Below are 24,680 nucleotides of genomic sequence, written 5' to 3'. Positions count from 1 at the left end.
TATTAACCCAACAGCCATTATCACTAAGAACTATTATGACTGTAGTGGCTATAGCGGCGTTAATTTTACTTACATTTGATCAACAAAGAAGGAAATAAACTTTTGACATATATAAACTTAATTTGGCATAAAGTTGGAAAATATGTAATTGGCGGCACTTTAGTTGGGGTTGTATAATAGGTTTGTTTCTGATGCTTGCATGGTTGCCTGGTGGTTGGGCTACACACTTGAAGAGGCATATTAGCAATTTGGAGTGGTTGTGCCTATTTATAGGAATGATACCTCATAACATCAAAACTTTGATTTTTTTAGATATGAAAAATTATTTCACTTTTTCAACCTGCTGGGCTTTGGTGTTATAGCTTTAGGAGTATTTAATGATCTGGAAGCTATTTAGGTTGGAATCCTTGGGGTGAGCTGTTTCTGGAGTCGGTATTACAGTTACAGGGGCTGCAGGTAAAAAAATGGAACAACAACGTACAGATTAGCAGAGGCAATTATGTTAAGGAACACCAGAAAAAAATGAAGGGAGAACATGATCATGCAACATTACAAATAAAACAACCCCCAAAATCCTCATATTTATATTTTTCGTCCCTAAAAGAGATAGTAATCTTTTTATACTATAATGTGTTATCATATTATGGTGGTGGCTGTGAGGAGGTTATTGTTTCTTCTGGCAATCCTCTCTTGTTTCTGTCTTTTGGGCAGTTCTTCAGCTGTGAGTTTATCCTATAATGAGATTTGTGACGCTTCAAAGCTGATCGGAAATTACACCGCACAACATGAAAAAATACCATCACAGGTTGTGATTAACGGTAAGAATGTGTCGGCAGACGACTACCTCTACGCCTCATCCACAACCATCATAAACCTCGATCAGGCTAGGAGAGTTGGCTTGTCATTCAATAGTATGGCCTCCCCGCCCAGTCCAAGTGGAACAGGAACAGGAACACTCCAAAAAGCAGGATACCTGCAGGTGGCAAAGAATGTTAAGGCTTTCATGGAATCCTATGGGAGGTCGCCGAATTATGCCAGCACAGCCATTGGGCAAGTGCGCTACGAAAGCCTGATCTACGCCTATGCAAGGATAATAAACTTCTACAACAGCACAGGAAGACTACCAAACTATGTAACAGTATATAGTGTTATAGGTAAGGGTGGAATTATAGTAAGGCCAAGGGCAGACTACACCTACACAATACAAGGCTATAATGTCCAGTTCCAGGATAAAAGTACAGGGACAATACAATACTACAAATGGGACTTCGGAGACCAAAGCACAAGCACCCAGAAGAATCCAGTACACGCCTACAAACCAGGAACCTACAAAGTAACCCTAACAGTCCAAGCCTATGGCATAACAGACACGAAGACTATTACATTGGAGGTTATGCTTGCAACGGTCCATGTTAATTCCACGGCAACATCCTCTGGGAAGCCCCTAAATTTAACATTTAAAATTCCGCTCAATGACACGGTTAAATGGATTAGTATAGGGGCTATATCTTCGGGCCTATTCAATGAAACAATATTCCTTGTGGAGGATGGCATAGCATACAAACTAGCCGAGGTCACTAACCCATTCTACCAGGCTAACAGCCAGAGTCAAAGAGAAATAGTCTGGCAAGTCATAGCTGGCCTGAACAGACTCATAGAAATTTACACAAAACTCGGAGCAGAACCTCAAGTGAATGAATATCTCAACAACTTCAATTTAACCCAGGCAGAAAAGATATTCATACTCACAAACTATAACAAGTGCATAGACCCTTTACAGGTCAGTGTGGAGTATCCCGGCGAGGAAAAGGTGACAATAGCCAATATAACATTCCCAGGGAACAAATCAACAAGAACACTCCTCCTACTCTACACAAACGGCCAATACATACACCCACCAGGAGAAACAGGACCCAATATCATAATAAACGACACTCTCATCTGGGAGGCTAGCAACTACGACGCCATCATAACCTACACCCTCGCCACAGGGAAGATAACAAACCAGACATTACAAAAGTGGCTAAACAGGACATACGAGCCCGGACCATTAAAGGCAGCCTACGGAACATTCCTAACAGGCCTTGAAGTAATATACCTCCACGATCTCATCGCAGAAGAAGCAGCCACGCGCTATAATGTAACATGGACCAGGACCATGCCAGTGATGGTCTCAGCAGGAGACCACGCCCCCGGAACATGGATAAGCCTCGAATGCAACCACAACATGGCCGTGAAAGCAGAAGGCACACCTGAAAACATTAAAGCATTCAATTATGCGAGAACATCAGCTATAAATCCAATAGAATACTATGTGATGGAGGCCCTCTTCCCAGGATCAGACCCCACAAGCGCGCCCACAACAGGAATAGGCCTAACACTCCTCAACGGCGGGTCACTAAACATCCTCGAAAGCGAGAATTACACGCTTATCAGTGACGGGCAGGGAAGATACCTCATCATAGACCATGCAACAGGGATAGTAAGGGACATGATCTATGCTTTCATGGGAGCATACTGCTACTACCACCAACAAACAGAATGGGCCCAAGAACTTGGCCGAACCATAATGTCCTCTGAAAGGTTAAAGTCACTCTTGGATGGTAATGGCACAGTAAATCTTGAAGGTTTAAGGGATAGTGTGGGAAAAGCCTTCATGGGTCTTATAGTTTCAATGCGACTCGCCCTACATAACCCCATGACCTTTGTTGAAATCATCAGTTATGGCTTGGTGGGTCAGGGCCTCATAGGAGTTAACATAGCAGCATACGCAACAACAATAGCCTACATAAACTCCAAACTCAACAACATTACAGGCAGCATCAAAGAATTTATCGTGGAACATCAAACATACATTTCAAATGATTTTGTTGAATATATGCTTCCAGCAGTAATATATGTATTATCGAAATCTGGTGGTGGGGTAATACTTCAGCCAGTTGGTTTGTGTATGGCTATAGGCAATGGGATACTCGATTTTAGGGATCATTATCTCCCAGAGGAATATTGGAAATATATTGCATATCATCGTACATGGGCTCATGGTTATGAGCTTAGGGCTTATGTTGGTGAGGATCATTGTATACACTATATTGAAATACCGAAGGACCCTGATGGTACTCTACGGTGGGATGAAGCAGTATATATTTAAGGTGGTGGTTTGTTTGGATTGATAAGCTTTATGTGCTGATTATCTAGGTGTTGGTTTCAGTGGCAGATCTACTAAGTTGTGTTTGGTTTTGGCTTTGAGGTGATTTGTGGTGGGGTGATTGGAGAAAAAGGATGGGTGGTTCTATGTTAGGTTTAAGAATAATCATAGGCTGTATACTTTTTATGTTAGTATTTATAGGTTGTATATTACTGATATTAGGAGGTTTAGGAGAACGGGAAAAGAGGTTGGATTTTCTCTTATATGGGGTTATAGGTGGTGTGTTGCTTGCCATTGGATCTTTTTTCCTTGGGGGGGATGTGGGGGCTTTCACATTCCTCATAATCTCTTTCATCTTCTTAAATAAGATAGGGAAACTTAAGATGGAATGGTTAGCCAAATCCTCCATAATACTAGCATACATCTTTGCTTTAACAATGATAATCTTAGACAGAATATTAATAGGTATTTTTGCTCTGATAGTCGCAACCCTTTTAATCAAAGAATCCAATACTTCAGTATGAAGGATCCCATTGCATACAACATGGAATGCCGAAGAACCCTGATGGTACTCTACGGTGGGATGAAGCAGTATATTGTTAGTGAGAAGGGTCTTTTTTGGATTATGAATCTTTGTTTGGGAAGGTTTATTTTCTTATTTGTGTTGATATTATTTTATATTTTGTTGGGATTAGGCATTTTAATGGTTTGGTTCCAATAGCGGCCCTTTTAACCGTGTTTATTTATTTCCTTTTATTCTGGTTGCACTTCTTCGTGGATGAGTTGAAGGGAAAAAAAGAAGAAATAAGATGGATGATTGCCATAATCCTTGCATTAATTATATTCGGAACATAAAGAGGAGTTATCATGTTGCCAAGATGAAGGGGGATGTTAAGGTTTTTTTCATTTAATAGACATAAAACAGGAATATTATGGGAGCATACTACACCAACAAACAGAACTAGCCAAAAAACTTGGGAATGAAATTTTGAATTGGAGTGGTTGGTGGAAATTTATTGGTGTTGCTGGTGTTTCAACAGCCGAAGCAGCTGCACTTGAATTGGGTGTGCTTTCAGCCCCAGAAACACTAGGTTTAGGCTTGGTTATTACCCTGGCTCTAATTATTATCATGGAGCATCCTGAATGGCTACCATACATCGAAGATGCTATGATGATGAGCATGCTACTTTCACCTGGTGGTTTGCCAACATTCATCACCTACACACTACTAACAGGAGACACACAACCAATACAAGAATTAGCAAAAATAATACCTGACAAGGAATGGAAGAAAAGAATTACAAATTGGGGGGAGCTTCCTCAAGTGAATGTCCCATCATCCCCAGACCCTGATGATATAGGAAGGGCTATAAATAATTTAGGTAAACTCATGATGGATGAATGGGATCTGTTCAAGGAGGCTTTAAAGGATGGGGATGTTGTGGGCGCCATAAAACATGGAGGCACTATAATAGGCACTGGGATGGCTATTGGAAGCCTATTGGCCTATGAGAATCGTGAAGCAATAGAAGCCTGCATACTAGGATTCAAAAACTACCTAGAAAAGAAGTTGAGAGAGGCTGGAGGATGAACCCCCTTAAGAAAATAAAGGATTGGATAGCCGAGGGAAAGGCTGGATGGCACCTTGCTGGGGGCCGATCAAGCCTAAAACAGGGAAAATACAAAGAAGCCCTCAAAGAATTCAGGAAAGCCCTCAAAGCAAGACCAAACAACCCAGAAATCCTCCACTACAATGCAATAACACTACTAAAACTCAAAAGACCAGAGAAAGCCTTAGAATGCTATGAAAAAATCCTCAAAAACAATCCAAAACTTGCAGAAGCATGGAACAACAAAGGACTAGTCCTCAAAGAACTTGGGAGATATGATGAGGCACTAGAATGCTATGAAAAAGCACTAAAAATAAATCCAAAGTATGCAGGAGCATGGAACAATAAAGCACTAGTCCTCAAAGAACTTGGGAGATATGATGAGGCACTAGAATGCTATGAAAAAGCATTACAGATAAACCCCAAACTTGCAGATGCATGGTACAATAAAGGCTCCGTTCTAATTTACCTTAAAAAATACAAAAAGGCACTAAAATGTTTCGAAAAAGCCATAGAGCTAAATCCAAAAAATTATAGAGCTTGGGGAACTAAAGGAATAACATTACATAACCTTAAGATATATGAAGAAGCATTAAAATGTTATGACAAAGTTCTCCAATTAAATCCACAAGATGATAAAGCTTGGAACAACAAAGGACTAGTTTTCAATGAACTTGGGAGATATGATGAGTCACTAGAATGCTATGAAAAAGCATTACAGATAAACCCCAAACTTGCAGAAGCATGGAACAATAAAGGAGTAGTCCTCAGTGAACTTGGGAGATATGAGGAGGCACTGGAATGCTATGAAAAAGCCCTGGAAATAGATCCAGAAGACGACAAAACATGGAACAACAAAGGACTAGTCCTCGAAGAACTTGGAAAATATAAGGATGCGCTGGAATGCTTTCAAAAAGCCCTTGAAATAAACCCCGAATTCGCCGATGCATGGAAATGGAAAGGCATAATCCTAGAAGACCTCAAAAAACCAGAGGAAGCCCTGAAATGCTACAAGAAAGCCCTCAAACTAAACCCCAAAAACAAAACACTATGGTACATGCAAGGAAAAACACTACAAAAACTCGGCAAACACAAAGAAGCACTAAAATGCTATGAAAAAGCCCTGGAAATAGATCCAGAATACAAAAAAGCCAAAAAAGCCCTGAAAGAACTCACCATCCAAAAAAATCAACCATAAACCCAAATCCCAGGATCAAAACCTCCGCACAACAGGAATAGGCCTAACACTCCTCAATGGCGGGTCACTAAACATCCTCGAAAGCGAGAATTACACGCTTATCAGTGACGGGCAGGGAAGATACCTCATCATAGACCATGCAACAGGGATAGTAAGGGACATGATCTATGCTTTCATGGGAGCATACTGCTACTACCACCAACAGACAGAATGGGCTCGGGAACTTGGCCAAGCCATAATATCTGAAAAGTTAGATTCGCTCTTGGATGGTAATGGCACAGTAAACCTTGAAGGTTTAGATGATAGTATCAAGAAGGCTTATATTGGCCTTGTAATCTCCATGTACATTGCCCTGGAAGGTCCAATGGCTTTCGTTGATATCCTCAATTATGCTCTTGTGGAGGGATTTATAGGACTCAACATGGCAGCATATGCAACAATAATAGCCTACACAAGCCTCCTAAACATCACAGACGATATCAAAAAATTCATCATAGAACACCAAACATACATCTCAGAAGATACTGCTCACTGTTTGATCCAGGTTTTGGCATATGTGTTAGTAAGGTATGGTGGTGAAATATTTCAACCAATTGGATGGTGTATGCGGATAGGTGATGGCATACTTACATTTAGAGATCATTATCTTCCCCAAGAATATTGGAAGTATATTTCGATTCATCGTACCTGGATTTATGGTTATGAGTTGAGAAGTTATGTTGGTGAGGATCATTGTATACACTATATTGAAATACCGAAGAATCCTGATGGTAGTTTGAGGTGGGAGGATGCAGTATACATCTAAGCTTTTTCAGTTTTTGGCGTATTTTACGATCCGCGGCAACTATATGGGGCTAAAATTCTCAAACGAACCCTAATGGGGTAGTCTAAGTGGATGATATAGGAGGTGTCTTTTCTTGGATTATGAATCTTTGCTCGATATACTTTATTCCCTTCTTTGTCTCGATATTATTTTATTTTCCATTGGAATTAAACATTTTAATGGTTTGATTCCAATAGCAGACCTTTTAGGCTTGTTCATTTTTTCTCTTCTATTCTGGCTCCAATTCAAATTGAAGGAAAGAGAGGATGAAATACGATGGTTAATGGCCATAACCTTTGTAGTAGGCTCGTCCTTTTCCTGGATGGCAACAGCACTGTAAACCTTGAAGGTTTAGATGATAGTACTAAGAAGGCTTATATTGGGCTTTGTAACCTCCATGTACCTTTCCATCCTAAACCCTCTTTTTCGATTATGTAGGGCCAGCCTCATAGGACTCAACATGGCAGCATATGCAACAATAATAGCCTACACAGGCCTCCTAAACATCACAGACGATATCAAAAAATTCATCATAGAACACCAAACATGCATTGGAGGGGACATTATAGATGGGATTCTTTTTATATGGAGTTTAAAAGAGCTTAGTAGTGAAGGTGTCACCTTGGCAAGTGGTATTTTTTCGATTGCTTCTCTACTATTAGCAGAAGGTGATTTAATTGTGAATGTAAGAACGAATTATCTTCCAACTGAATATTGGAAATATGTTTCTTACCATAGAACTTGGCGGCATGGTTATGAACTTAAAATTTATGTTGGCGAAGACCATTGCATACACTACATTGAAATCCCAAAGAACCCAGATGGTACTTTAAGATGGGATGAAGCAGTGTATATCTGATTAGGAGGATGATATGATGGTAAAGTACATTTTTTATTTTAGTTATTTCCTTTCTTATTTTACTGCTGCATTGGTTGTGGTTAGTCTCCGTTTCCCCTATATTATCAGCAAATTAATTGTCTATTCCATTTACATAGTGAACATGTTTCTCTTAATTTACCTATTAGGCAAGGATGAGTTGGGAAAAACTGAAAATGAAACTGTCAGAGCACTTGGAGGCTTGCTTGTAATTATAGGCTTCTTTGGCCTTGCATAAAAGAAAAGCAGCCCCCCACGCCCAAAAAAACTGGAAAATCTTAGAAAAAACCTATAAAAAATATCACAACTCATGATAATGTTGAAGTCTATGTGGATTTACATTCCAGGATATCCTCAATTATGCTCTTGTGGAGGGATTTATAGGACTCAACATGGCAGCATATGCAACAATAATAGCCTACACAGGCCTCCTAAACATCACAGACGATATCAAAAAATTCATCATAGAACACCAAACATGCATTCTAGAGGATGTTTTCCATGGTATATTAGATATTGCAACTGTTGCCGGTGTCACTGCTGTTATGGGTCCTTTGGGTTTTATAAGTGTGATAGTGGCTGAAGGTGATTTGATTTTAAGGATACGGACTCATTATCTTCCCCAAGAATATTGGAAGTATATTTCGATTCATCGTACCTGGATTTATGGTTATGAGTTGAGAAGTTATGTTGGTGAGGATCATTGTATACACTATATTGAAATACCGAAGAATCCTGATGGTAGTTTGAGGTGGGAGGATGCAGCATACATCTAAGCTTTTTTATTTTTTTGGGGTCGTTATCGTGTTTTACAATTTTGTTGGTTTTACTGTTACGTGTAGTAGGTTGGCTTTACTGCATACTAGGCCTGAACTACCTATTATATTGTTAACGTGTCTTTTACTGGGAAATATGTTTTTGCTAATCTATTTTCTGTCGAAGAAGGTGTTTAGAGGCGAGGAAAAAGGTGTGCTCGAAACACTTTTTGTTATAATGTCCCTAATAGGTGTACTTCTCCTTTCTATGCCATATATTTGAGGAGCGTTAAACCCAACAACAAACCAACAAATCAACACCAAAATAAAGAGGTTCAGGGCATTTTTAGCCTCAGATAGCAGCCCCTTTTAAGTTTTTATTCAGCTTCTACTTCTTTGCGGGATGACCTGAAAGAAATGGATCAACCCCTACACTAGGCATACTCGAAAGGGGAACATAGAAGGATATTAGGTTGCCAAGAAGGAACTGAATATCAAAATTTTCTTCTTGCTTGCCTTCACATGTTTTATTCGTTATATAGAGATATTGCGAAGTTAGTTGTCCCACCACTCCACCGCAGAAAAAACGGTCAAATGTGCCGGATCTGAACAGCTACATATATATGATGACATACATATAGTGCACCTTTGAGGTGAATTACATTCAGCTATCACACATATCCATAAGCGACATCATAACCATACTGACACCATCATGCAACTTTCGATGCAGGTACTGTTTCTTCACTCCAAGAAACTGCAGGGAGTATGATGTGCAGAGTATAGGAGACAGGATCCTGGAAATCAGCGACAGAACCGGTATGGACAGGGTGCTCATAGCCGGAGGTGAGCCCACACTCCAGGAGGACCTGCCCGAATTAACAAAGATCCTTGGAAGGGACCTCCATGTGACCATATCAACCAATGGCAGCCGCAGGGATGTCCTAAGGAGGAGCACCTTCCATGAGGTCCATGTTGACCTCAAGGCCCTCGACAGGAAAAAGCACCGCCGCCTGACAGGGAGAACCAACCGTGATGTCCTTGAATGCATAGAGGAGTTCTCAGATTCCGATAAAATTGAGGTTTCAACTGTCCTTGTGCCTGGGATTGTTGATACACCTGAGATTGAACGCATCGCCAGGTTCCTATCATGGTGGGATATACCCTACAGGATAACAGGGTACGTCCCCCACGGCAACAGCATGGCTGCCCGGCGCCCCACTGATGACGAGATCAGAAATGCTGCCAGGATAAGCAGGATGTACCTCAGCAGCGTATCAACATCCCTTGACTTCAGGAGGCATAAAAAAAGGAAAATGATCATCGATACACCATAGTCAGAAAAACTAAGACGACAAAGGCATAAAAAAAGGAAAATGATCATCGATACACCATAGTCAGAAAAACTAAGACGACAAAGGCATAAAAAAAGGAAAATGATCATCGATACACCATAGTCAGAAAAACTAAGACGACAAAGGCATAAAAAAAGGAAAATGATCATCGATACACCATAGTCAGAAAAACTAAGATGGCGAGCTTCCGCTATCGAAAAGTATATAAAAACCATCCCTTCCACCTATTAATGAAGGTTGGGATTTCATGAGGACTGCACTTATTCCTTTGATCATGTTGATTTTAATCGTGGGGGGAGTGTTCACAGCTGCCGCTGCAAATGAAAGCGGTAACAACTCCTCTGCAGATAACGGCACTGCCCCCAGAGGGGGTGGGGTTCAGCCACTTTCACTTGTTTCATCCATAGATGTTGAACCATCAACCATCAGCCTGGGAACAGTTTACCCTGACGGTATTGAGAGGAGCTACCCTGATGCTGTAACGGTGACGGTAACATACTTCCTGGCCTTTCGTGACACACTCTCTGTGAGGGCCACAGGAAACCTAATAAACACGGCCGACAGCTCACTTATGATACCCCTGACAAACCTGAAATTCAGCACACCAGGTATCAGCAAGAGGCCCTTCACAACCAGCAATCAGAACATAATGACCTACAGCGGCGGCTTCATTAGATTTGGCTCATCAAGTGTATCCCTGAGCCTTTACATCACGGTACCCCCCTACACTGACGCCGGCACCTACCAGACCACACTAATCTACACATCAACCTAGCCCCATAAACACAAAGATCTTTTTGTGAAAATAGTCACAAAAATTTCAAGTAGATGTTTCCATGGTCACTAAAAATGAAAAATTTTATATAACCCGCTGTGACAATTAGTTCTATCTGAAAAAAATCAGGTGATCAATATGAGGGAAAAATTAATGGGAATAATCCCGCTTATAGTTACCCTTGTATTTGTTGTGGCAATAGGTGCATACACCTCCCCCTCATATGGTGCGACAGCGACCCAGACAGTGACCGTAACTGTGCCAGAGGCAATCGCAATAGAGGTACCGGACGTTAACTTCGGATCAATCGATCAGGGAACAACAGGAACAAGTCCAGACTTCACAATAAGCAACAAAGGTAACGTCAAAATAGACCTCTATGTCAAGGCAGATGACAGTGCATTTACAAGTACAGCAGCAACAGATACAATACCAATAACAGGATTCCAGATATTCAGTAATGCTACAGGAGATTACATTACATTCCTCACGACATCACAGAAGATCTACGACAACATGAACAAGGCCGCACAGGGATCAGGTACCCCCACAACATGGACAACAAGGATGAAACTCTCTGTACCTTCATACACAGAGGATGGTGTATACACAATAACAAACACCTACACAGCCGTGAAACACAACTCACCAGCACCATAATCCATGAACAGCACAAAAACTACCATCATCCTCAAAACCAAACTTTTTTTAAAATTTTTATACTCAAAAATTCTTACTCTTTTTAGGAGAAGGTGAATAACCATGAAAACCCGACATTTAACTGTCCTCTTAATGATCATATTCCTTCTTGGCTACATAGCGCCCGCAGTTGCAACCGGGCTCTGGGCATCACCGGCAGACTTCAGGTACAGCCTCAAACCCGGTGAATCTGTGAGCGGTGAGGTGACGGTGAGGAACATCGGGAAGGAGGAGGTCAGCGTCAACGTAACCAAGAAGAGGCTCCTCATGGACAGTGTGAACCTGGTGTACTCAGATAGGGGTATAGCCCAGTGGATCACCATCGAGGGCAACACAACCTTCAAAATCAGGCCAGGAGAATCAAAGAAGATCAGGTTCACCGTCAGAGCCCCCGAAAAGATAAACTACCTTGACGCCGCCGGAGCCATAGTAATAAGGGGCGTGCCAGTTCAGAACAGAACAGCCGGACAGATACAGATAGTTCAGGGAGTTGAACTTGTGGTGCCCATATATGTAGGTCTCCCGGGTCCGATAGTGGAGTCCCTGAAGCTGGAAGACCACAAAGCACCCTCCGTACTCCTGAGCTTCATGCCCGGTAGGTTCACCTACAAACTCAGAAATACCGGCACAGTCCAGGCAAACATGAGCGGGACCATTGAACTCACAGGAATCACAGGTAAACAGAGGGTGCCCATTGATGGTGTTGTCTACCCCGAAGACAGCTATACACTGCTCGAGACCTGGAAGCCTGGGTGGCTCGAATTCGGGCCCTACACTGCCAGAACACAGATAAAGTATGGACGTTTCCATCAGACAAAGACAATTGAGACCACAGACACCATCATCGTAATACCGGCATGGCTCATAATCCTCCTTGTCCTTGGAGCCACACTGTGGGTGATCCGTAAGAAGGGAATTGAGCCTCCAGTCTCAATCAAAATCGAGAGGAAAAGGTAAACCCCCTCACTCTTTATTTATACATGAGAAAATACCCCTCACTCTTTATTTATACATGAGAAAAATATATTACACAGACATATAACTGGATGGTGTTTATATGGAGTACTCATTGGGGATAAAAGGTGCTGACCTGGATGTGCCTCCAGGTTCAAACATACTGGTCATGGGGGATATATTTTCTGGGAAGGATGTGCTGGCACGATCATTCCTGCGTGAAGGCCTTAAACAGAAAGAAACATGCATCATGGTCACACTGAACGACACTGCAGACAAGATACTGGAAGATATGGATGTATCAGAGGGGGAGAGCCTCTACATTGTGGACTGCATATCCAGCAGATTCGGACCGACGTCCCTCCCCTCTGAAAATGTTTTTTTCATTGATAATCCCATGAACCTCGCCCATATAATGGTCATGGTAGAAGATCTCATTGAAAGGGGGGGTGAAGGTGGGGTGAGGCTTGTCATAGATTCTGTTTCAACACTCATCATGTATTCCCAGATCAGGGTGGTCTTCAAGTTCCTCCATATGCTTACAGCCAAGGTCAGATCAACGGGAGCTGTGGGTCTGATGCTCCTTGAGGACAACGTCCATGATGAGATGGAAGTCAGGACAATACAGCCACTCTTCAATGGAACAATTCATTTAGGGAATAATAGGCTTAAAATAGCTGGTTTAACCAGACTTGAGGGCTCCTACAGGGTCAGTGACGACCATTTAATTTTGAATCCATGAAAATCTTCCAGCACCTGAAAGTCCATGAAAAATTTTGATGAAAAGGTTATTAAATAAAAAAATTATAATTAGTTCTGGTGTTTTCATGCGAAAAATTATGGCCCTGATACTAATAACTGGACTCATGGGGACGGTTTGGGGGGCTGATGATCTCACTTCAACTGGCCAGGGATCCATAACTGAACTGGAACCCATAGGTGCACCTTACACCCAGGCCGGCACCATACAGTTCAGGTGCACAACAACAAATCTGGGGCCGCGCAACAATATTCCCCCCTCAACCTGCACCCTCACAATAACCTATGGTGACGAGGTGGTCCAAACCATAACCTACAATGTACCCAATCTAAGAAGATATGAATCATACACATATGTCTGGACAACCACCAATGTGAATTTTCCATACGACTCATTCCAAACCGGTGGTTCCTACACCATAACAGCCAACTGGCTTTACAGTGGGGGATCCGATTCAAAAAGCACGATTTTTCAGTCCATTCCAACAGGATGGCCTGCCGTTATTGTGGCTGCGATAATTTTCCTGACATTCATATACCTGAAGAAACCCGGAAAATAAGTAAATACTTGCTGATGACCATGAGACCTCAGATTCTGCAGCAGAATAGGTGATACCATTGGATTCCACGAGCGGCACCATGATGACACTGATATTCTCAGGCGCACTATTTTTCATATCCGTTATCGCTCACAGGAAGAGGTGGTGGCTCACATTCTACCTGACAGCTTCGGTTGCATTCATGGCCGCCATGATAGCCTTTTCCATCTTAACCGGGCTTGACACTGTTATCATGAGTACAGAGGCTCAGACCATAGCAGGCACCGCAACATTCCTGGGTATGAAATCTGTTTACCTGCCCCCCAATGCATTCATTTTCAGGGACCCCACAGGCTGGAGTATCTTTGGCATAGGCTTTGAATGCTCATCCCTGATTGAGATAAGTGTCCTCATAGCCCTCCTCATATTCTATCCAGGCTACAGCCGTGAATCAAAGATAAGATATGCTTTCATAGGAGCTACAATGACCTACATGGCAAACTTAATTAGGATGCTCCTCATAATATACATCGTCAGTGTGTTTGGCAAGTCAACCATCTACCTTGCACATGCGATCATAGGCAAACTGGTATTCTTCCTCTTTGTGATACTTCTATACTGGTACCTCCTGACAAGACCCACCGTGGATATGGTGAGGGACATGATAAAGGCTGGAAAATTCGAATAAGGTGTTAAATGTGGAAGACCCACTATGGGTTTCAATGATGGTCTGGGGAACATGGCTACTTGTTGCGATTGTAATAGATGGCGTGCTGCTTCCATTGAAACTTCTGCTGGCAAGGAAGTCCCTGAAAAACCTCAACAATGATATCACCGTTGAAGATGATGAACTACCCCAGATAAGTATAGTTATACCCGCCCATAATGAGGAGGAAAGAATTCATGAATGCCTCCTCTCCATTATAAACAGCGAATACCCTCCTGAGAAGATGCAGGTCATCGCTGTTGACGATGGATCAGAGGATGGTACCCGAAGCCAGATAAAGAAGGCCAGCGTGGATGCCATAATGAAGGGTGTTAGGATCCAGCTCATTGAGAAGATACACACCGGTAAGGTTCACAGCCTCAACACAGGGCTCCGTAAGGCCACCGGTGAGATCATATTCACTGTTGATGCTGACGTCATCCTTGAGAAGACTGCCCTGAAAAATATGGTGAAGGTCTTCCTTGCCGATCCGGATGTCGGTGCAGCCAGCGGCTATATAGAGGTGCGCTGGGACCCCCTGAAGGTTCGTTTCAGGGAGAAATTCTTCTCCAGATGCGAGTTCCTCGAATACCTCAACTCATTCAACTTTGAAAGAAACTACCAGTCATGGATTGACTCCCTGTACACCATGTCAGGGGCATTCTCAGCCTTCAGAAGGGAGGTTATGGGTTCAGTTGGAGGTTACTGGCCAGTTACAGTCGCAGAGGATATGCATGTTACAATGATGCTGCACAAAAAGAAGATAAACGTCATCAATGTCCCTGATGCAATCGGATACGTCAGCGCCATAACAGATTACGACACCCTCTACTCCCAGAGAAGCAGGTGGGCCCGGGGGCAGCTGGAGGTTGCAGCTATATCCGGAAAAAGCTATTACGAAGAGAACAGAACATCCTTCAGGGATATCCTCAGCATTATAAGGGATTCCAGAGACCCCAAACTCATTAAACTGATATTCTCATATCTATGGAATCTCCTGAGGGATTCATTTAAAGAACTGAAGGGTAAAACCTGGCGTTACTTTGACTTAATGGGCCTCATGCGAATACTCTTCGTTGACCATACAATCGCCTTTCCAAGGCTCCTTTGGGTCTTTGTACTCATACTGCTCCCGTTCATGGGCCTTTACATAGAAGTCATCCCGGTAGTGATGCTCCTTATGTATGTATTCTACATCCTCGTGGACCTCATCGTAACAGTATTTACCTACAACTATTCCTCCGGAAAGACCAGACAGAAGATAGAGGAGGCCATACCTTTCATTGTCCTGATGCCAATATACAGAATCATGATATTCTGCTTTAGAGTATCCGCATTTCTGCAGTCACTAAATGAACCTGCAGACTGGAAGGTGGAGGGACCCATCAATGGCATAAAAAACGGTGCGAATAATATGAAGGAGAACGTCGCAAAAAGCGTTGAAGCCATGATACTGGGTCTTTCAGGGACCTATTTCTCAAGAAAAAGAGGAAAATAATCCTATATCGGTGTTTACAATGATATCTGTGATAATACCAATGTACAACGAAGAAGAAAATGTTAATTACACTATTGACAGGGTCCGTGAAATTTTAAGGAAAAATTATTCAGATTATGAGATAATCGCTGTTGATGATGGCAGCCAGGATGAAACAGGGAGATTGCTGGATAATAAAGCAGCTGAAGACGAGCATGTGAAGATTTTAAGACACCAAAAAAATAAGGGGATGGGGCGGGCTCTTAAAACAGGCTTCAATGCAGCCAGGGGAGATATAATAGTGACACTTGATGCCGACCTGAGTTATGACCCAATCCATATACCTGAACTTGTTAAGGAAACAGGAAACGCCGATATAGTTATCGGGTCACAGTACATGCCAGAGGGCTCAACAGAGAACGTGCCACTCCACAGACTGGTCCTCAGCAGACTTGCAAACAGGATAATTGGCCTTTCAATGAAAGAGAATCTGAACACCGTTACAGGAGTGTTCAGGGCCTACAGAAAGGATGTGATAAACTCCATGGAACTTGAATCAGACGGTACGGAAATAAATCCAGAAATCCTTGTGAAGGCAAATGCACTTGGTTACAGAATCAGGGAGGTCCCCGTTAAGCTGAAGGGGAGAGAAAGGGGAGAGTCAAAGATACGCATAAAATCAGCCATATTATCCCATCTTCTTTTCGCCTTCAATGAAAAGCCAATGCTACTTTTTGGGATCGCCGGGGCTCTTCTATGCATTACTGGGATTTTAAGCGGTCTCTATCTCTTTATTTTATATTTGAATCATTCACTGGATCCCACAAGACCCCTCATGACATTCATGCTCCTCACACTACTTTCAGGTATCCAGATACTCTTCTTTGGTTTTATAGCAACCCAGGTGAGCATGCTCAGGAAGGAGATTTACCTGATTCAGAGGGATCTTAAATTAATGAGGGCTTCATCTTCTGAGGATCAGAATAAGGCCAAAGATGCCAGGTATCAGGGTTGTGAGGATCTGTGAATAGAAGAGCGAAATGATGAGGGCCGTTGACAGGGCAACGCCCTTCAAGCCCAGAAAATAAACCACAACTGCATCCGATGACCCCAGGCCATTCATGGTCAGTGGGAATACTAATGCAAGGTTCACCAGGGGCGATATTGCAAGAATGTAGGCTATATCGACGTTAACACCAAATGAAAGACAGACTATGTAAAACTGAAGATAACTGACCAGCCACCCTATAAAGGATAGGATCATGGCCCTTAACTTTAAGTTTCCCGAGGATGTATAGAATGTAAAAAGCTTATCTGGATCCAGCCTCCTCTTTGATATTAAACCCATCAGGTTCATTATCCTCCTCCAGGGAAAAACATCTGGACAAAAAACCATGAAAACAGATATCAGTGACAGCAAAAGAGATACACTCCCCCAAAACAGCATACCACTCCAGAAGGCTGCTGCGGTTCCAAGGATGAATATTGAGAGAAGGGCTATCACCTTATCAAGGACAGATGTTGAAAGCATCTCCTCCCTGAGACCATGCCATCGATAACCATAATATGATTTCGCGATATCACCCATGCCCCCCGGAAGAAGCATGTTAAGTGCGACACCAACAAGTGTCAGACCATATGCATCCCCACACGAAACAGGACAACCACCGTGCTCCATCAGCATTTTCCACCTCCATGCCCTGATCAGTATACTCAAAGGGAGGAGTAAAAGCGCCAGGAAGAATACAGGTCTTATTTTAAGGATACTTTCCATAAAATCCCTGGTATTCACAACACTGAAAAGTAAAGCGAGTATAATTACTGATATCATTAACTTAATCAGAGTGTCTCTTCTCATATTAATCCCAGTAAATCCCTGATTAGTTCCTTCTCATCACTGTTTTTATAGTAGAATGCATGGAACACGAGGTTATATCCAATCCAGATTATTTTACCCCTTCCTATTCTCTGAATACCGATTATGGTCCTCCCACCGGACTCTGAAACAGTATTCATTTCACCGCCAAAGGCCGAATATGTGGCGCCATACCACACCCCCCCATCCTCAGATACAAAGTTTGAGAGGGTGTAGGTCCTGTTACCGTACTTAACATTAAATTTAATGGGAGCGGGGCTCCTCTGGATGGTGGTATTGAGGAAAATCGTGTTATCGAGGTTGTAGAGGACCCCGTCAAGGTTACCTGACGCATCAATGATCAATGTACCGCCATTCTCAACGTAATCCCTCAGTATTGACTCAGCCCTGTTCCTGTCATGCCATCTGAAATTAAAGAGGAATATTCTCGGATATGCTTTAAGTTCTCTAGGTGAGTAACTGTCAATGTAGAGTGATCTTCCTGCATTGAGCCTGCCTGCTCCCAGAATATCATAATCAAGCTTCACCTTAAAATCAAGTACATCCTCAAGATAGTGGTGCCACCCTGTACCTATGTACAGTGCCCTGCTTCTATCAGGAGGGGTGCCATTCCTTGCGTATATCCTTGTGGATCCAGAATCAAAGACTGTCGTATAGTAAGCAGAATCCAGGGATCTGAATGTGAAATAGTAATCATATCTTTTGGTCTCAAGTTCATGAACCACATACTCTGTGTCATTGTAGGTGGGCATGATATTCACATTTCTTCTAAGATACCAGCTATATGCTGGCCAGTAATCAGAGACAAGTCGCTTATCACTGCAATCAAGGTTATGTTCAAAAAAGCTTGAAGCCATCACAACATCCCTGTTTGCATTTCTGGCATCTGCAAGGTCCCTATCATCCGAGAGGTGTGTTAGATAGGATAAAGATGATGATAATATGAATAAAATTATAAGGGGATAAACCAGCTGGGTATACCTGTTCTCCAATCTTGCAGTAAGACCCCTGATTCCAAGTATGAATAGATAAGCCAGTGGGGGCATCAGTGTGAGGAAGTACCGATCAACCTTAACTGTATAGTTACTGTGGAAGTTCAGGAATACCAGCAGCCAGCATAGTATCATGAGATCAATATCAAGTGACTTTCCATCGTTGAATTCCATGTAAAAGAGGATAATGCCAGTGAACATGATCAGATCACTGATGATGTAGGAAATCCTTCCAAAGGTAATGAAAAAGCTGATTGTTAGAACTAACATGATAACATACCGAACCCTCAGGGATGGGTGAAATATCCCCAAGGCATTCTTAACCCTTTTTCTTATCTTCTCATGCCTAATCCTAATTCTTATGATCTCAAAGGCATATAAAACCAGTCCAATCAGGGGTAGAAGTATAATGTATCCTGAAGCTCCGGACCTGTTGAGATAGAACCCCATGGAGGGTATGTTCCTGATATAGTAAAGTGCGTCAGGAATATACTGAACCTTCTCTGATTGCAGGGTCTCGGTTAGTCCCAGTGTGGTGGTGAATGGTAAAAAAGGGTCAGAGTAAGTGATATAATACAATACCAGGAATGGTAAGAGCACCAGGAATCCTAAAAAAATGCCTGAAAGTATTTCTTTAATGTTCCGAAGAAATGACCTGTGAATGATTATCATGAATGTCATTGGGATAACTATGAAGGCTATATTGAACCGTGTAAGAAAAGCCACTGCGGCCATTGGAAAGGCAAAATAGAAGTACTTTCCATTCTTCTTTACAGCCAGTACTGTAAAGTAAAGGGCCCATATTGAGAATGATATCGCAGCCATATCTGTATAGCCCACCGAGACCCATTTAAGAACCATCGGTGAAATCCCGTAGGTTATGGATCCAGCGAGGCTTTCGTATTCATTGAAGCGAAGTCTCATGAGAAGGAAGATGCCCAAAACGCCTGCTATGTGAATTAAAAGGTCAAGGTAGTATATGGCTGACTCATGGACGTAACCTGCCATGAATATAATTGAGAGTAAGAGGGATAGCATTGGGGGTCTTTCAAGTTCCATGTACCCTATGCCCTTGCCTGCGAAGTAGAGGGCGTTGGCAAGGAAAGCATATGTGTCCCAGAACGGTCCCGTGGAGAGCTGCAGCTGAACCCTCTGAAGGCCCACAATGCCCACAATCGCCACGATGGTTGCAATGCACAGAATGTTCAGAAAGTTTCTTTTCAAGAAATCACCCGCTGTAATGTATCCTCCCAGTTACAATATTATCAGCCCTACTTATACTAATATAGATTGCTTCTATCTGATTGGGGAGATCATCCTGCTGACCTCTTTGAGGTGATAACCCTGCAGATATCCTCTTAAAAATACATTCAGTATTACATAAACTCAATTTGATCCAGAAATAGTAATAATTAACCATTATATATTGGTAAAAAATTAATTTTAATGATGAACAATTTAAAGGAGGTGAAAGGGTTATGGGAAGACAGTACTTCATGGTTTTCATGGTTCTTCTCGTTGCTGTAGCACTGACAGGTTCGGTGAGTGCAGCTGACACAGACTGTGAGGTGGGGGTTGACGTCAAATATGAATACGCCGACGATAATGGCAATATAAACCCCGACATCCAGGAACTGACAGACGAAAACGGGACAAAGATAAACTTCACCAGAACATTTGACCCGGCAGCCAACATGACCAAAATCAAATTCAACTACCAGAACATCACAAACACCACAAAATTCACAGTAAAAATCCGCGCCCCAGGATACAGGGAACTCTCACACACCTTCCAGCTAACAGACTACGGCACAGTATACGCAGCCCATCTCTCACTCACCATGAACGCCACAGACGCCTACAAACTGGGAAGGGAAATAACAAAGAAGGCAGACCAGATCCTCAACTTCACCAGAACCGGTGAAGTCCTGGTCATAACAACAGCAGGAACAGCATACTACAAAAACCAGACAACAGAGGACGCCCTGGAGGGTATACTCAACCAGGCCCGCGGTATAGTGAGCTATGGTAAAGGAAACCTCCTGATGCTCCGAAAAACCAGACTCGATCCACTGGACTTCGCATTCATAGTAAGGAAAGGTAACGACCTCATACTCGCCTACTTCAAAAACGCCAGCATGACACCCATCTACATTGGAACGGTCTCACAGAACATGACCCTCACACAGTACCAGGCACTGCAGAAAAAACTTGGAAACGACACATTCCCCATAGCAAGCCTGGCCAACGCCTGGGCCATAGGACTCTCAGCAGACATCCTCAGGGAAGCAGCATTCCACGGCCACGTCTGCATGGGAACAATCAGCGGCTACGCAATGATAGAAACACTACTCAAATACTACCCTGCTACAAATGAATTCGGCCTACCACTGGAGGGTGTGAGCTACCAGGTCATAGGTGTGCCCGGCGGTTCAGACGATGACGTCTTCATATATGCCATGGATGCGACACCCGGTAAAAGGGCATATGTGGGGTTCAACACAACTGAAGACACCAACATTGTGGGTTTCATTCGATGGAACTCAAAGACAAAAATAGGGACACTTATCATAATGGCCTACAACCTTCAGGACCTCATCAGCAAATACAAACAGGAAACCGGTGCAACAGCAGTATCAGAACTTAAATTCAACGCATGGGCAGTTAAAAAACTAACAACAAGTCCAGAAGCCCTTGTGAAGATCCTCTACGCATTCGACAACCTCACACAGGACCAGGTAAACTACCTCATGGGATATGAGCCCACAAAGGGTAACACGACCATCGCCGCAGCTGGACTTGACCTCAACTACATCCTCAACCAGACAAACCTTATCAATGCAACCCCATCTAACAGCAGCTACAGTACCGGTAATCTAACATACGGGGACCTCAAGAACATCGGCCGCCTTGCGGCAGAGAAGGCTGTAGAGCTCTTCCAGGCCATGGGTATAAATCTTGAAAGGGATGACTATCAGCTATTTGTCCTCACATCAGCAGGCTACGTCAGGTTAAACAACCAGGAGACCAGTCCAATCTGGGATGGAATCTATGACATCCTCGGATCAAGACTCAGCAGGAAAACACTTCTACCAGTACATGCACCGCTCTGGGGTCAGCTGAAATTCGACTTCTGTCTGATCAACGGGACACAGAAGATAATCAATCAATGTACTACAACATCACAAGCGGAACACTTGTTGTTCAGAATTCATCCAATTACAGAATAGAAGAGGTCCTACCATACGATCCACCCTTTGACGTGCTGATGGGTTGGCTCTTCCACAACCACGTCTGTGGTGGAAGCTCACCAGGTTACCTCATAGCCGACTACATCTTCAACACTTACCCCAAGGGGGAAAACGAGAAGTACATCTATGTCACAACACTCGATAACTGTAAGGACGACATACTCTTCATGCTCCTCGGTGTTTCAGCGGGACAGGGAACCTACGCCAACCAGAGGCTGACAAGTGATGAGACAACACTGGAAACAACAGGCGGCGGTATGAATGGAATGGTGGGCTACATCATAATATGGGATGAAAAGACAAACACTGGAAGGGTTGCAGTTATCACATGGCAGAGCCCAAGGTTTGCATCAGGATCCAACTCCTACGAAGAGTACATCCGACTCTACAAGCATGATTACTCCTCACCAAACCTGGTATCAGCACCGGTTGTCAGTACAGCCGCGGAACGTCTTATAAACAAGGAGGAACTTGGCATACTCCTTGCAGGTGGAACTGGCTCCATGAATGCCCTTCAGTATATTTTCAGTATCCCATCCAACAGGACCCTCGAGGACCTTATACCTGTGAACAACGGTGGAACACCAGTTAACAACGGAGGAACCCAGGGAGGTTCAACCGGTGGTGTTCCTTCAGGTTCAGCTGGTGGTATCAGCGGCGGACACTCAGGTTATTCACCGGGTGTGGATACTGCGGCTTCACCCGCAGAGGTGGGCGCTGCATCCTCAGTGTCAGAGGAGCCTGCATCAACCCCTTCAAAGGCCTATGAGGTTAAGAATGCTACATCAGGCGCCAGTGGCGGTGACTCCTCATGGTATGTCTACGGTATCGTGGGTGTCCTTGTTGCCGCTGGTCTTGTGGCCTTCGGATTCCTCAGGGGCGGAGCAGGAAAATAAACCCCCACTCTTTTTCTTTTTTATATCAGTAACACCATTCTCAACAATAAATTTATACATGTAAAGGTACCACCCACTAAATGGAGGTTTCACCATGAAGATAAGGGGTGTGTCCTTAATCCTTGTTCTTATGATGCTCCTTACACCCGCCTCATTTGCCTGGAAGACTGTGACCCACTACGACACAGCAGAGGCCATATACGAGAAGCTACCCTCCCACAAGAAACCCAGGTTAAACCTCAACGCCATGGTCGACGGGTCCAACGACCCTGATGAGAAGTTCCATGATACAGTGAGACACAGCTTCCCCAGGAGCTTCACCGAGGCGAAGAAATGGCTCGACCGTGGAAGGAGTGCCTACAGGAACAGGAACTACAGGTATGCGAGTTACTGTTTCGGGGTTGCAAGCCACTACATAACAGACACCTTCAGCGCCCCCCACTGTGTGAGCGGGGAGTCATCATCACTCCATACAGGCTATGAGAGGCAGGCGCTGTACCTTGCACCCAGAATAAAGTATGTGTCAGGGGACCTCTACACACTGATGAAGCAGGGCTACCTCAACGGTAGGAGTGACTGGTCAAGGTGGACGAGGACAAAGAGCCCATCAACAGTCCAGAGGGACCTCGACATGGGTACCAGTGTCGCATATATGGCAATAAACTCAGCCATGAATTAAAAAATTAATTATTTATTTTTCCGTGATGGTGACTGCTCTACCATCAACAATCAGTATCATCTAGAAGCTCAGCTCTGATATCCTCTCCATGGCCTTCACAGTGTTCCTGAAGGAGTTGAAGGCTGTGAGACGGAAGTAACCCTCACCACTTGGTCCGAAACCTGAGCCCGGTGTCCCAACGACCTCAGCATCATTGAGGAGGGTGTCAAAGAACTGCCAGGAGTCCATTCCCTCGGGCGTCCTTATCCAGATGTATGGTGCGTTTACACCACCATAGTACCTTAAACCTGCCCTTTCAAGGCTTTCCCTTATTATCCTGGCGTTTTCCATGTAGTAATCAATGGATTCCCTTATCTCCCGCTGCCCCTCAGGTGTGTAGACAGCCTCGGCCGCCCTCTGGACCGGGTAGGAGACTCCGTTGAACTTTGTTGTCTGGCGCCTGTTCCAGAGTTCCCTCACAGAGTGCATCCTTCCGCTGCTGTCAGGGACCTCAAGTTCTTCAGGTACAACCGTGAAGGCACACCTTGTACCTGTGAAGCCCGCGTTCTTTGAGAAGCTCCTGAACTCAATCGCGACTTCCCTTGCACCTTCGACTTCGTAGATGCTGTGGGGTATCCCATCCTCCTGGATGTAGGCCTCGTAGGCTGCATCGAAGAGTATCAAGCTGCCACTGTCCCTTGCATAGTCCACCCACTCAGCAAGCTGTTTCTCTGTCAGTGTTGTTCCTGTGGGGTTGTTGGGGTAGCAGAGGTAGATGAGGTCCACCCTCTCCTCTGGGAGGGAGGGTATGAAGCTGTTCTCCTCTGTACATGGGAGGTAGACAAGTCCACTGTATCTTCCATCGTCGTCTGCCGGGCCGGCACGTCCTGCCATGACGTTGCTCTCAACGTAAACAGGGTAGACAGGGTCTGTGACAGCGACAACGTTGTCGAGTCCAAAGATCTCCTGGATGTTTCCTGTGTCGCACTTGGCACCGTCGCTTATGAAGATCTCATCTGCTGTGATATCAACTCCCCTTGAAGCGTAGTCGTTCTCTGCTATGGCCTCCCTGAGGAAGGGGTATCCCTGTTCCGGTCCGTAGCCCCTGAATGTCTCCTCCTCTGCCATCTCATCAACGGCCCTGTGGAAGGCCTCAACAACTGCCTCCGGGAGGGGCCTTGTCACATCACCTATACCCATCCTGATTATGTCAGCGTCAGGATTTTTTCTCTGGAATTCCTCAACTCTCCTGTTTATCTCGGAGAATATGTAGCTGCTTTTAAGTAGCAGGTAGTTCTCGTTTACAGTCACCATGATTTATCCTCCAGAAGT

General features: G+C 43.8%; 23 protein-coding genes. 20 read left to right on the top strand and 3 right to left on the bottom strand.

Annotated elements, in window-relative coordinates; genetic code table 11:
- Positions 1-643: 643 nt before the first annotated feature.
- The 17 genes from tca_RS00375 (at position 644) to tca_RS00295 (ending at position 16,702) form a co-directional block, all read left to right on the top strand.
- Positions 644-3,151 carry a pseudomurein-binding repeat-containing protein gene (locus tca_RS00375; RefSeq protein ID WP_286708925.1) on the top strand — a complete coding sequence of 836 codons (2,508 nt, stop codon included), beginning with the start codon at positions 644-646 and terminating at the stop codon, positions 3,149-3,151.
- A gap of 143 nt (positions 3,152-3,294) precedes the next feature.
- Complete coding sequence (locus tca_RS00370) at positions 3,295-3,672, top strand: hypothetical protein (RefSeq protein WP_238374214.1); 378 nt, start codon at positions 3,295-3,297, stop codon at positions 3,670-3,672.
- Between the two features lie 94 nt (positions 3,673-3,766).
- Positions 3,767-4,003, top strand: a complete 237-nt coding sequence (locus tca_RS00365) for a hypothetical protein (RefSeq protein WP_048060734.1) — start codon at positions 3,767-3,769, stop codon at positions 4,001-4,003.
- A gap of 133 nt (positions 4,004-4,136) precedes the next feature.
- Positions 4,137-4,739: a hypothetical protein gene (locus tca_RS00360; RefSeq protein WP_010875723.1), complete on the top strand. Its 603-nt coding sequence runs from the start codon at positions 4,137-4,139 to the stop codon at positions 4,737-4,739.
- Positions 4,736-5,956: a tetratricopeptide repeat protein gene (locus tca_RS00355; RefSeq protein ID WP_261599729.1), complete on the top strand. Its 1,221-nt coding sequence runs from the start codon at positions 4,736-4,738 to the stop codon at positions 5,954-5,956. The genes tca_RS00360 and tca_RS00355 overlap by 4 nt, the downstream gene beginning before the upstream one ends.
- Positions 5,957-6,116: 160 nt before the next feature.
- The gene (locus tag tca_RS00350; RefSeq protein WP_010875721.1) at positions 6,117-6,761 is read left to right on the top strand and encodes a hypothetical protein; all 645 of its coding nucleotides are present in this window, start codon (positions 6,117-6,119) and stop codon (positions 6,759-6,761) included.
- Between the two features lie 373 nt (positions 6,762-7,134).
- Positions 7,135-7,638: a hypothetical protein gene (locus tca_RS00345; protein ID WP_010875719.1), complete on the top strand. Its 504-nt coding sequence runs from the start codon at positions 7,135-7,137 to the stop codon at positions 7,636-7,638.
- A 410-nt stretch (positions 7,639-8,048) separates the two neighbouring features.
- Positions 8,049-8,432 (top strand): hypothetical protein, encoded by a 384-nt coding sequence (locus tag tca_RS00340; protein WP_013295924.1) that lies wholly within the window; start codon positions 8,049-8,051, stop codon positions 8,430-8,432.
- Between the two features lie 632 nt (positions 8,433-9,064).
- A complete protein-coding gene (locus tag tca_RS00335) occupies positions 9,065-9,748 on the top strand; it encodes a radical SAM protein (protein WP_286708924.1) in 684 nt (227 codons plus the stop codon).
- Positions 9,749-10,040: 292 nt separating this feature from the next.
- Complete coding sequence (locus tca_RS00330; RefSeq protein WP_286708923.1) at positions 10,041-10,541, top strand: hypothetical protein; 501 nt, start codon at positions 10,041-10,043, stop codon at positions 10,539-10,541.
- A gap of 138 nt (positions 10,542-10,679) precedes the next feature.
- On the top strand, positions 10,680-11,201 hold the full coding sequence (locus tca_RS00325) for a hypothetical protein (protein WP_286708922.1): 522 nt from the start codon (positions 10,680-10,682) through the stop codon (positions 11,199-11,201).
- Between the two features lie 102 nt (positions 11,202-11,303).
- The gene (locus tag tca_RS00320) at positions 11,304-12,197 is read left to right on the top strand and encodes a hypothetical protein (protein ID WP_286708921.1); all 894 of its coding nucleotides are present in this window, start codon (positions 11,304-11,306) and stop codon (positions 12,195-12,197) included.
- A gap of 100 nt (positions 12,198-12,297) precedes the next feature.
- Positions 12,298-12,936 (top strand): ATPase domain-containing protein, encoded by a 639-nt coding sequence (locus tca_RS00315; RefSeq protein ID WP_286708920.1) that lies wholly within the window; start codon positions 12,298-12,300, stop codon positions 12,934-12,936.
- A gap of 85 nt (positions 12,937-13,021) precedes the next feature.
- Positions 13,022-13,513: a hypothetical protein gene (locus tag tca_RS00310; RefSeq protein WP_286708919.1), complete on the top strand. Its 492-nt coding sequence runs from the start codon at positions 13,022-13,024 to the stop codon at positions 13,511-13,513.
- 58 nt (positions 13,514-13,571) lie between these two features.
- Entirely contained in the window at positions 13,572-14,180 is a 609-nt protein-coding gene (locus tca_RS00305; RefSeq protein WP_286708918.1) for an archaeosortase/exosortase family protein, read from the top strand.
- Positions 14,181-14,190: 10 nt separating this feature from the next.
- A complete protein-coding gene (locus tca_RS00300; RefSeq protein ID WP_286708917.1) occupies positions 14,191-15,696 on the top strand; it encodes a glycosyltransferase in 1,506 nt (501 codons plus the stop codon).
- Between the two features lie 19 nt (positions 15,697-15,715).
- Positions 15,716-16,702, top strand: coding sequence for a glycosyltransferase (locus tag tca_RS00295; RefSeq protein ID WP_286708916.1), 987 nt, complete (start codon positions 15,716-15,718; stop codon positions 16,700-16,702).
- Here the strand turns inward: tca_RS00295 and tca_RS00290 are convergent.
- Both tca_RS00290 and tca_RS00285 read right to left on the bottom strand, forming a co-directional pair.
- Entirely contained in the window at positions 16,640-17,506 is an 867-nt protein-coding gene (locus tag tca_RS00290; RefSeq protein WP_286708915.1) for a lysylphosphatidylglycerol synthase transmembrane domain-containing protein, read from the bottom strand. The two genes, tca_RS00295 and tca_RS00290, sit on opposite strands and share 63 nt — an antisense overlap.
- Positions 17,507-17,529: 23 nt before the next feature.
- A complete protein-coding gene (locus tag tca_RS00285; protein ID WP_286708914.1) occupies positions 17,530-19,767 on the bottom strand; it encodes a glycosyltransferase family 39 protein in 2,238 nt (745 codons plus the stop codon).
- Between the two features lie 254 nt (positions 19,768-20,021).
- On the opposite strand from tca_RS00285, the gene tca_RS00280 reads away from it, so the two are divergent.
- The 3 genes from tca_RS00280 to tca_RS00270 all read left to right on the top strand — a co-directional run bounded on the left by tca_RS00280 (position 20,022) and on the right by tca_RS00270 (position 23,369).
- Positions 20,022-21,773: an FmdE family protein gene (locus tag tca_RS00280; protein ID WP_286708913.1), complete on the top strand. Its 1,752-nt coding sequence runs from the start codon at positions 20,022-20,024 to the stop codon at positions 21,771-21,773.
- Positions 21,713-22,690, top strand: coding sequence for an FmdE family protein (locus tca_RS00275; RefSeq protein WP_286708912.1), 978 nt, complete (start codon positions 21,713-21,715; stop codon positions 22,688-22,690). The genes tca_RS00280 and tca_RS00275 overlap by 61 nt, the downstream gene beginning before the upstream one ends.
- A gap of 94 nt (positions 22,691-22,784) precedes the next feature.
- Complete coding sequence (locus tca_RS00270; RefSeq protein ID WP_010875693.1) at positions 22,785-23,369, top strand: zinc dependent phospholipase C family protein; 585 nt, start codon at positions 22,785-22,787, stop codon at positions 23,367-23,369.
- A 60-nt stretch (positions 23,370-23,429) separates the two neighbouring features.
- Here tca_RS00270 and tca_RS00265 read toward each other — a convergent pair whose 3' ends face one another.
- Positions 23,430-24,665: an LL-diaminopimelate aminotransferase gene (locus tag tca_RS00265; protein ID WP_202943321.1), complete on the bottom strand. Its 1,236-nt coding sequence runs from the start codon at positions 24,663-24,665 to the stop codon at positions 23,430-23,432.
- Between the last annotated feature and the right edge of the window lie 15 nt (positions 24,666-24,680).

The organism is Methanothermobacter sp. EMTCatA1 (assembly GCF_002356395.1).
Lineage (GTDB): Archaea > Methanobacteriota > Methanobacteria > Methanobacteriales > Methanothermobacteraceae > Methanothermobacter > Methanothermobacter thermautotrophicus.
This window is presented reverse-complemented; position numbering and strand designations above follow the sequence as displayed.

Coding starts and splice junctions, on each gene's coding strand:
- tca_RS00375 (WP_286708925.1), top strand. CDS start 644: ATGGTGGTGGCTGTGAGGAGGTTATTGTTTCTTCTGGCAATCCTCTCT.
- tca_RS00370 (WP_238374214.1), top strand. CDS start 3,295: ATGTTAGGTTTAAGAATAATCATAGGCTGTATACTTTTTATGTTAGTA.
- tca_RS00355 (WP_261599729.1), top strand. CDS start 4,736: ATGAACCCCCTTAAGAAAATAAAGGATTGGATAGCCGAGGGAAAGGCT.
- tca_RS00350 (WP_010875721.1), top strand. CDS start 6,117: ATGATCTATGCTTTCATGGGAGCATACTGCTACTACCACCAACAGACA.
- tca_RS00345 (WP_010875719.1), top strand. CDS start 7,135: ATGATAGTACTAAGAAGGCTTATATTGGGCTTTGTAACCTCCATGTAC.
- tca_RS00340 (WP_013295924.1), top strand. CDS start 8,049: ATGGCAGCATATGCAACAATAATAGCCTACACAGGCCTCCTAAACATC.
- tca_RS00330 (WP_286708923.1), top strand. CDS start 10,041: ATGTTGATTTTAATCGTGGGGGGAGTGTTCACAGCTGCCGCTGCAAAT.
- tca_RS00325 (WP_286708922.1), top strand. CDS start 10,680: ATGAGGGAAAAATTAATGGGAATAATCCCGCTTATAGTTACCCTTGTA.
- tca_RS00320 (WP_286708921.1), top strand. CDS start 11,304: ATGAAAACCCGACATTTAACTGTCCTCTTAATGATCATATTCCTTCTT.
- tca_RS00315 (WP_286708920.1), top strand. CDS start 12,298: ATGGAGTACTCATTGGGGATAAAAGGTGCTGACCTGGATGTGCCTCCA.
- tca_RS00310 (WP_286708919.1), top strand. CDS start 13,022: ATGCGAAAAATTATGGCCCTGATACTAATAACTGGACTCATGGGGACG.
- tca_RS00295 (WP_286708916.1), top strand. CDS start 15,716: ATGATATCTGTGATAATACCAATGTACAACGAAGAAGAAAATGTTAAT.
- tca_RS00290 (WP_286708915.1), bottom strand. CDS start 17,506: ATGATATCAGTAATTATACTCGCTTTACTTTTCAGTGTTGTGAATACC.
- tca_RS00280 (WP_286708913.1), top strand. CDS start 20,022: ATGGGAAGACAGTACTTCATGGTTTTCATGGTTCTTCTCGTTGCTGTA.
- tca_RS00275 (WP_286708912.1), top strand. CDS start 21,713: ATGTACTACAACATCACAAGCGGAACACTTGTTGTTCAGAATTCATCC.
- tca_RS00270 (WP_010875693.1), top strand. CDS start 22,785: ATGAAGATAAGGGGTGTGTCCTTAATCCTTGTTCTTATGATGCTCCTT.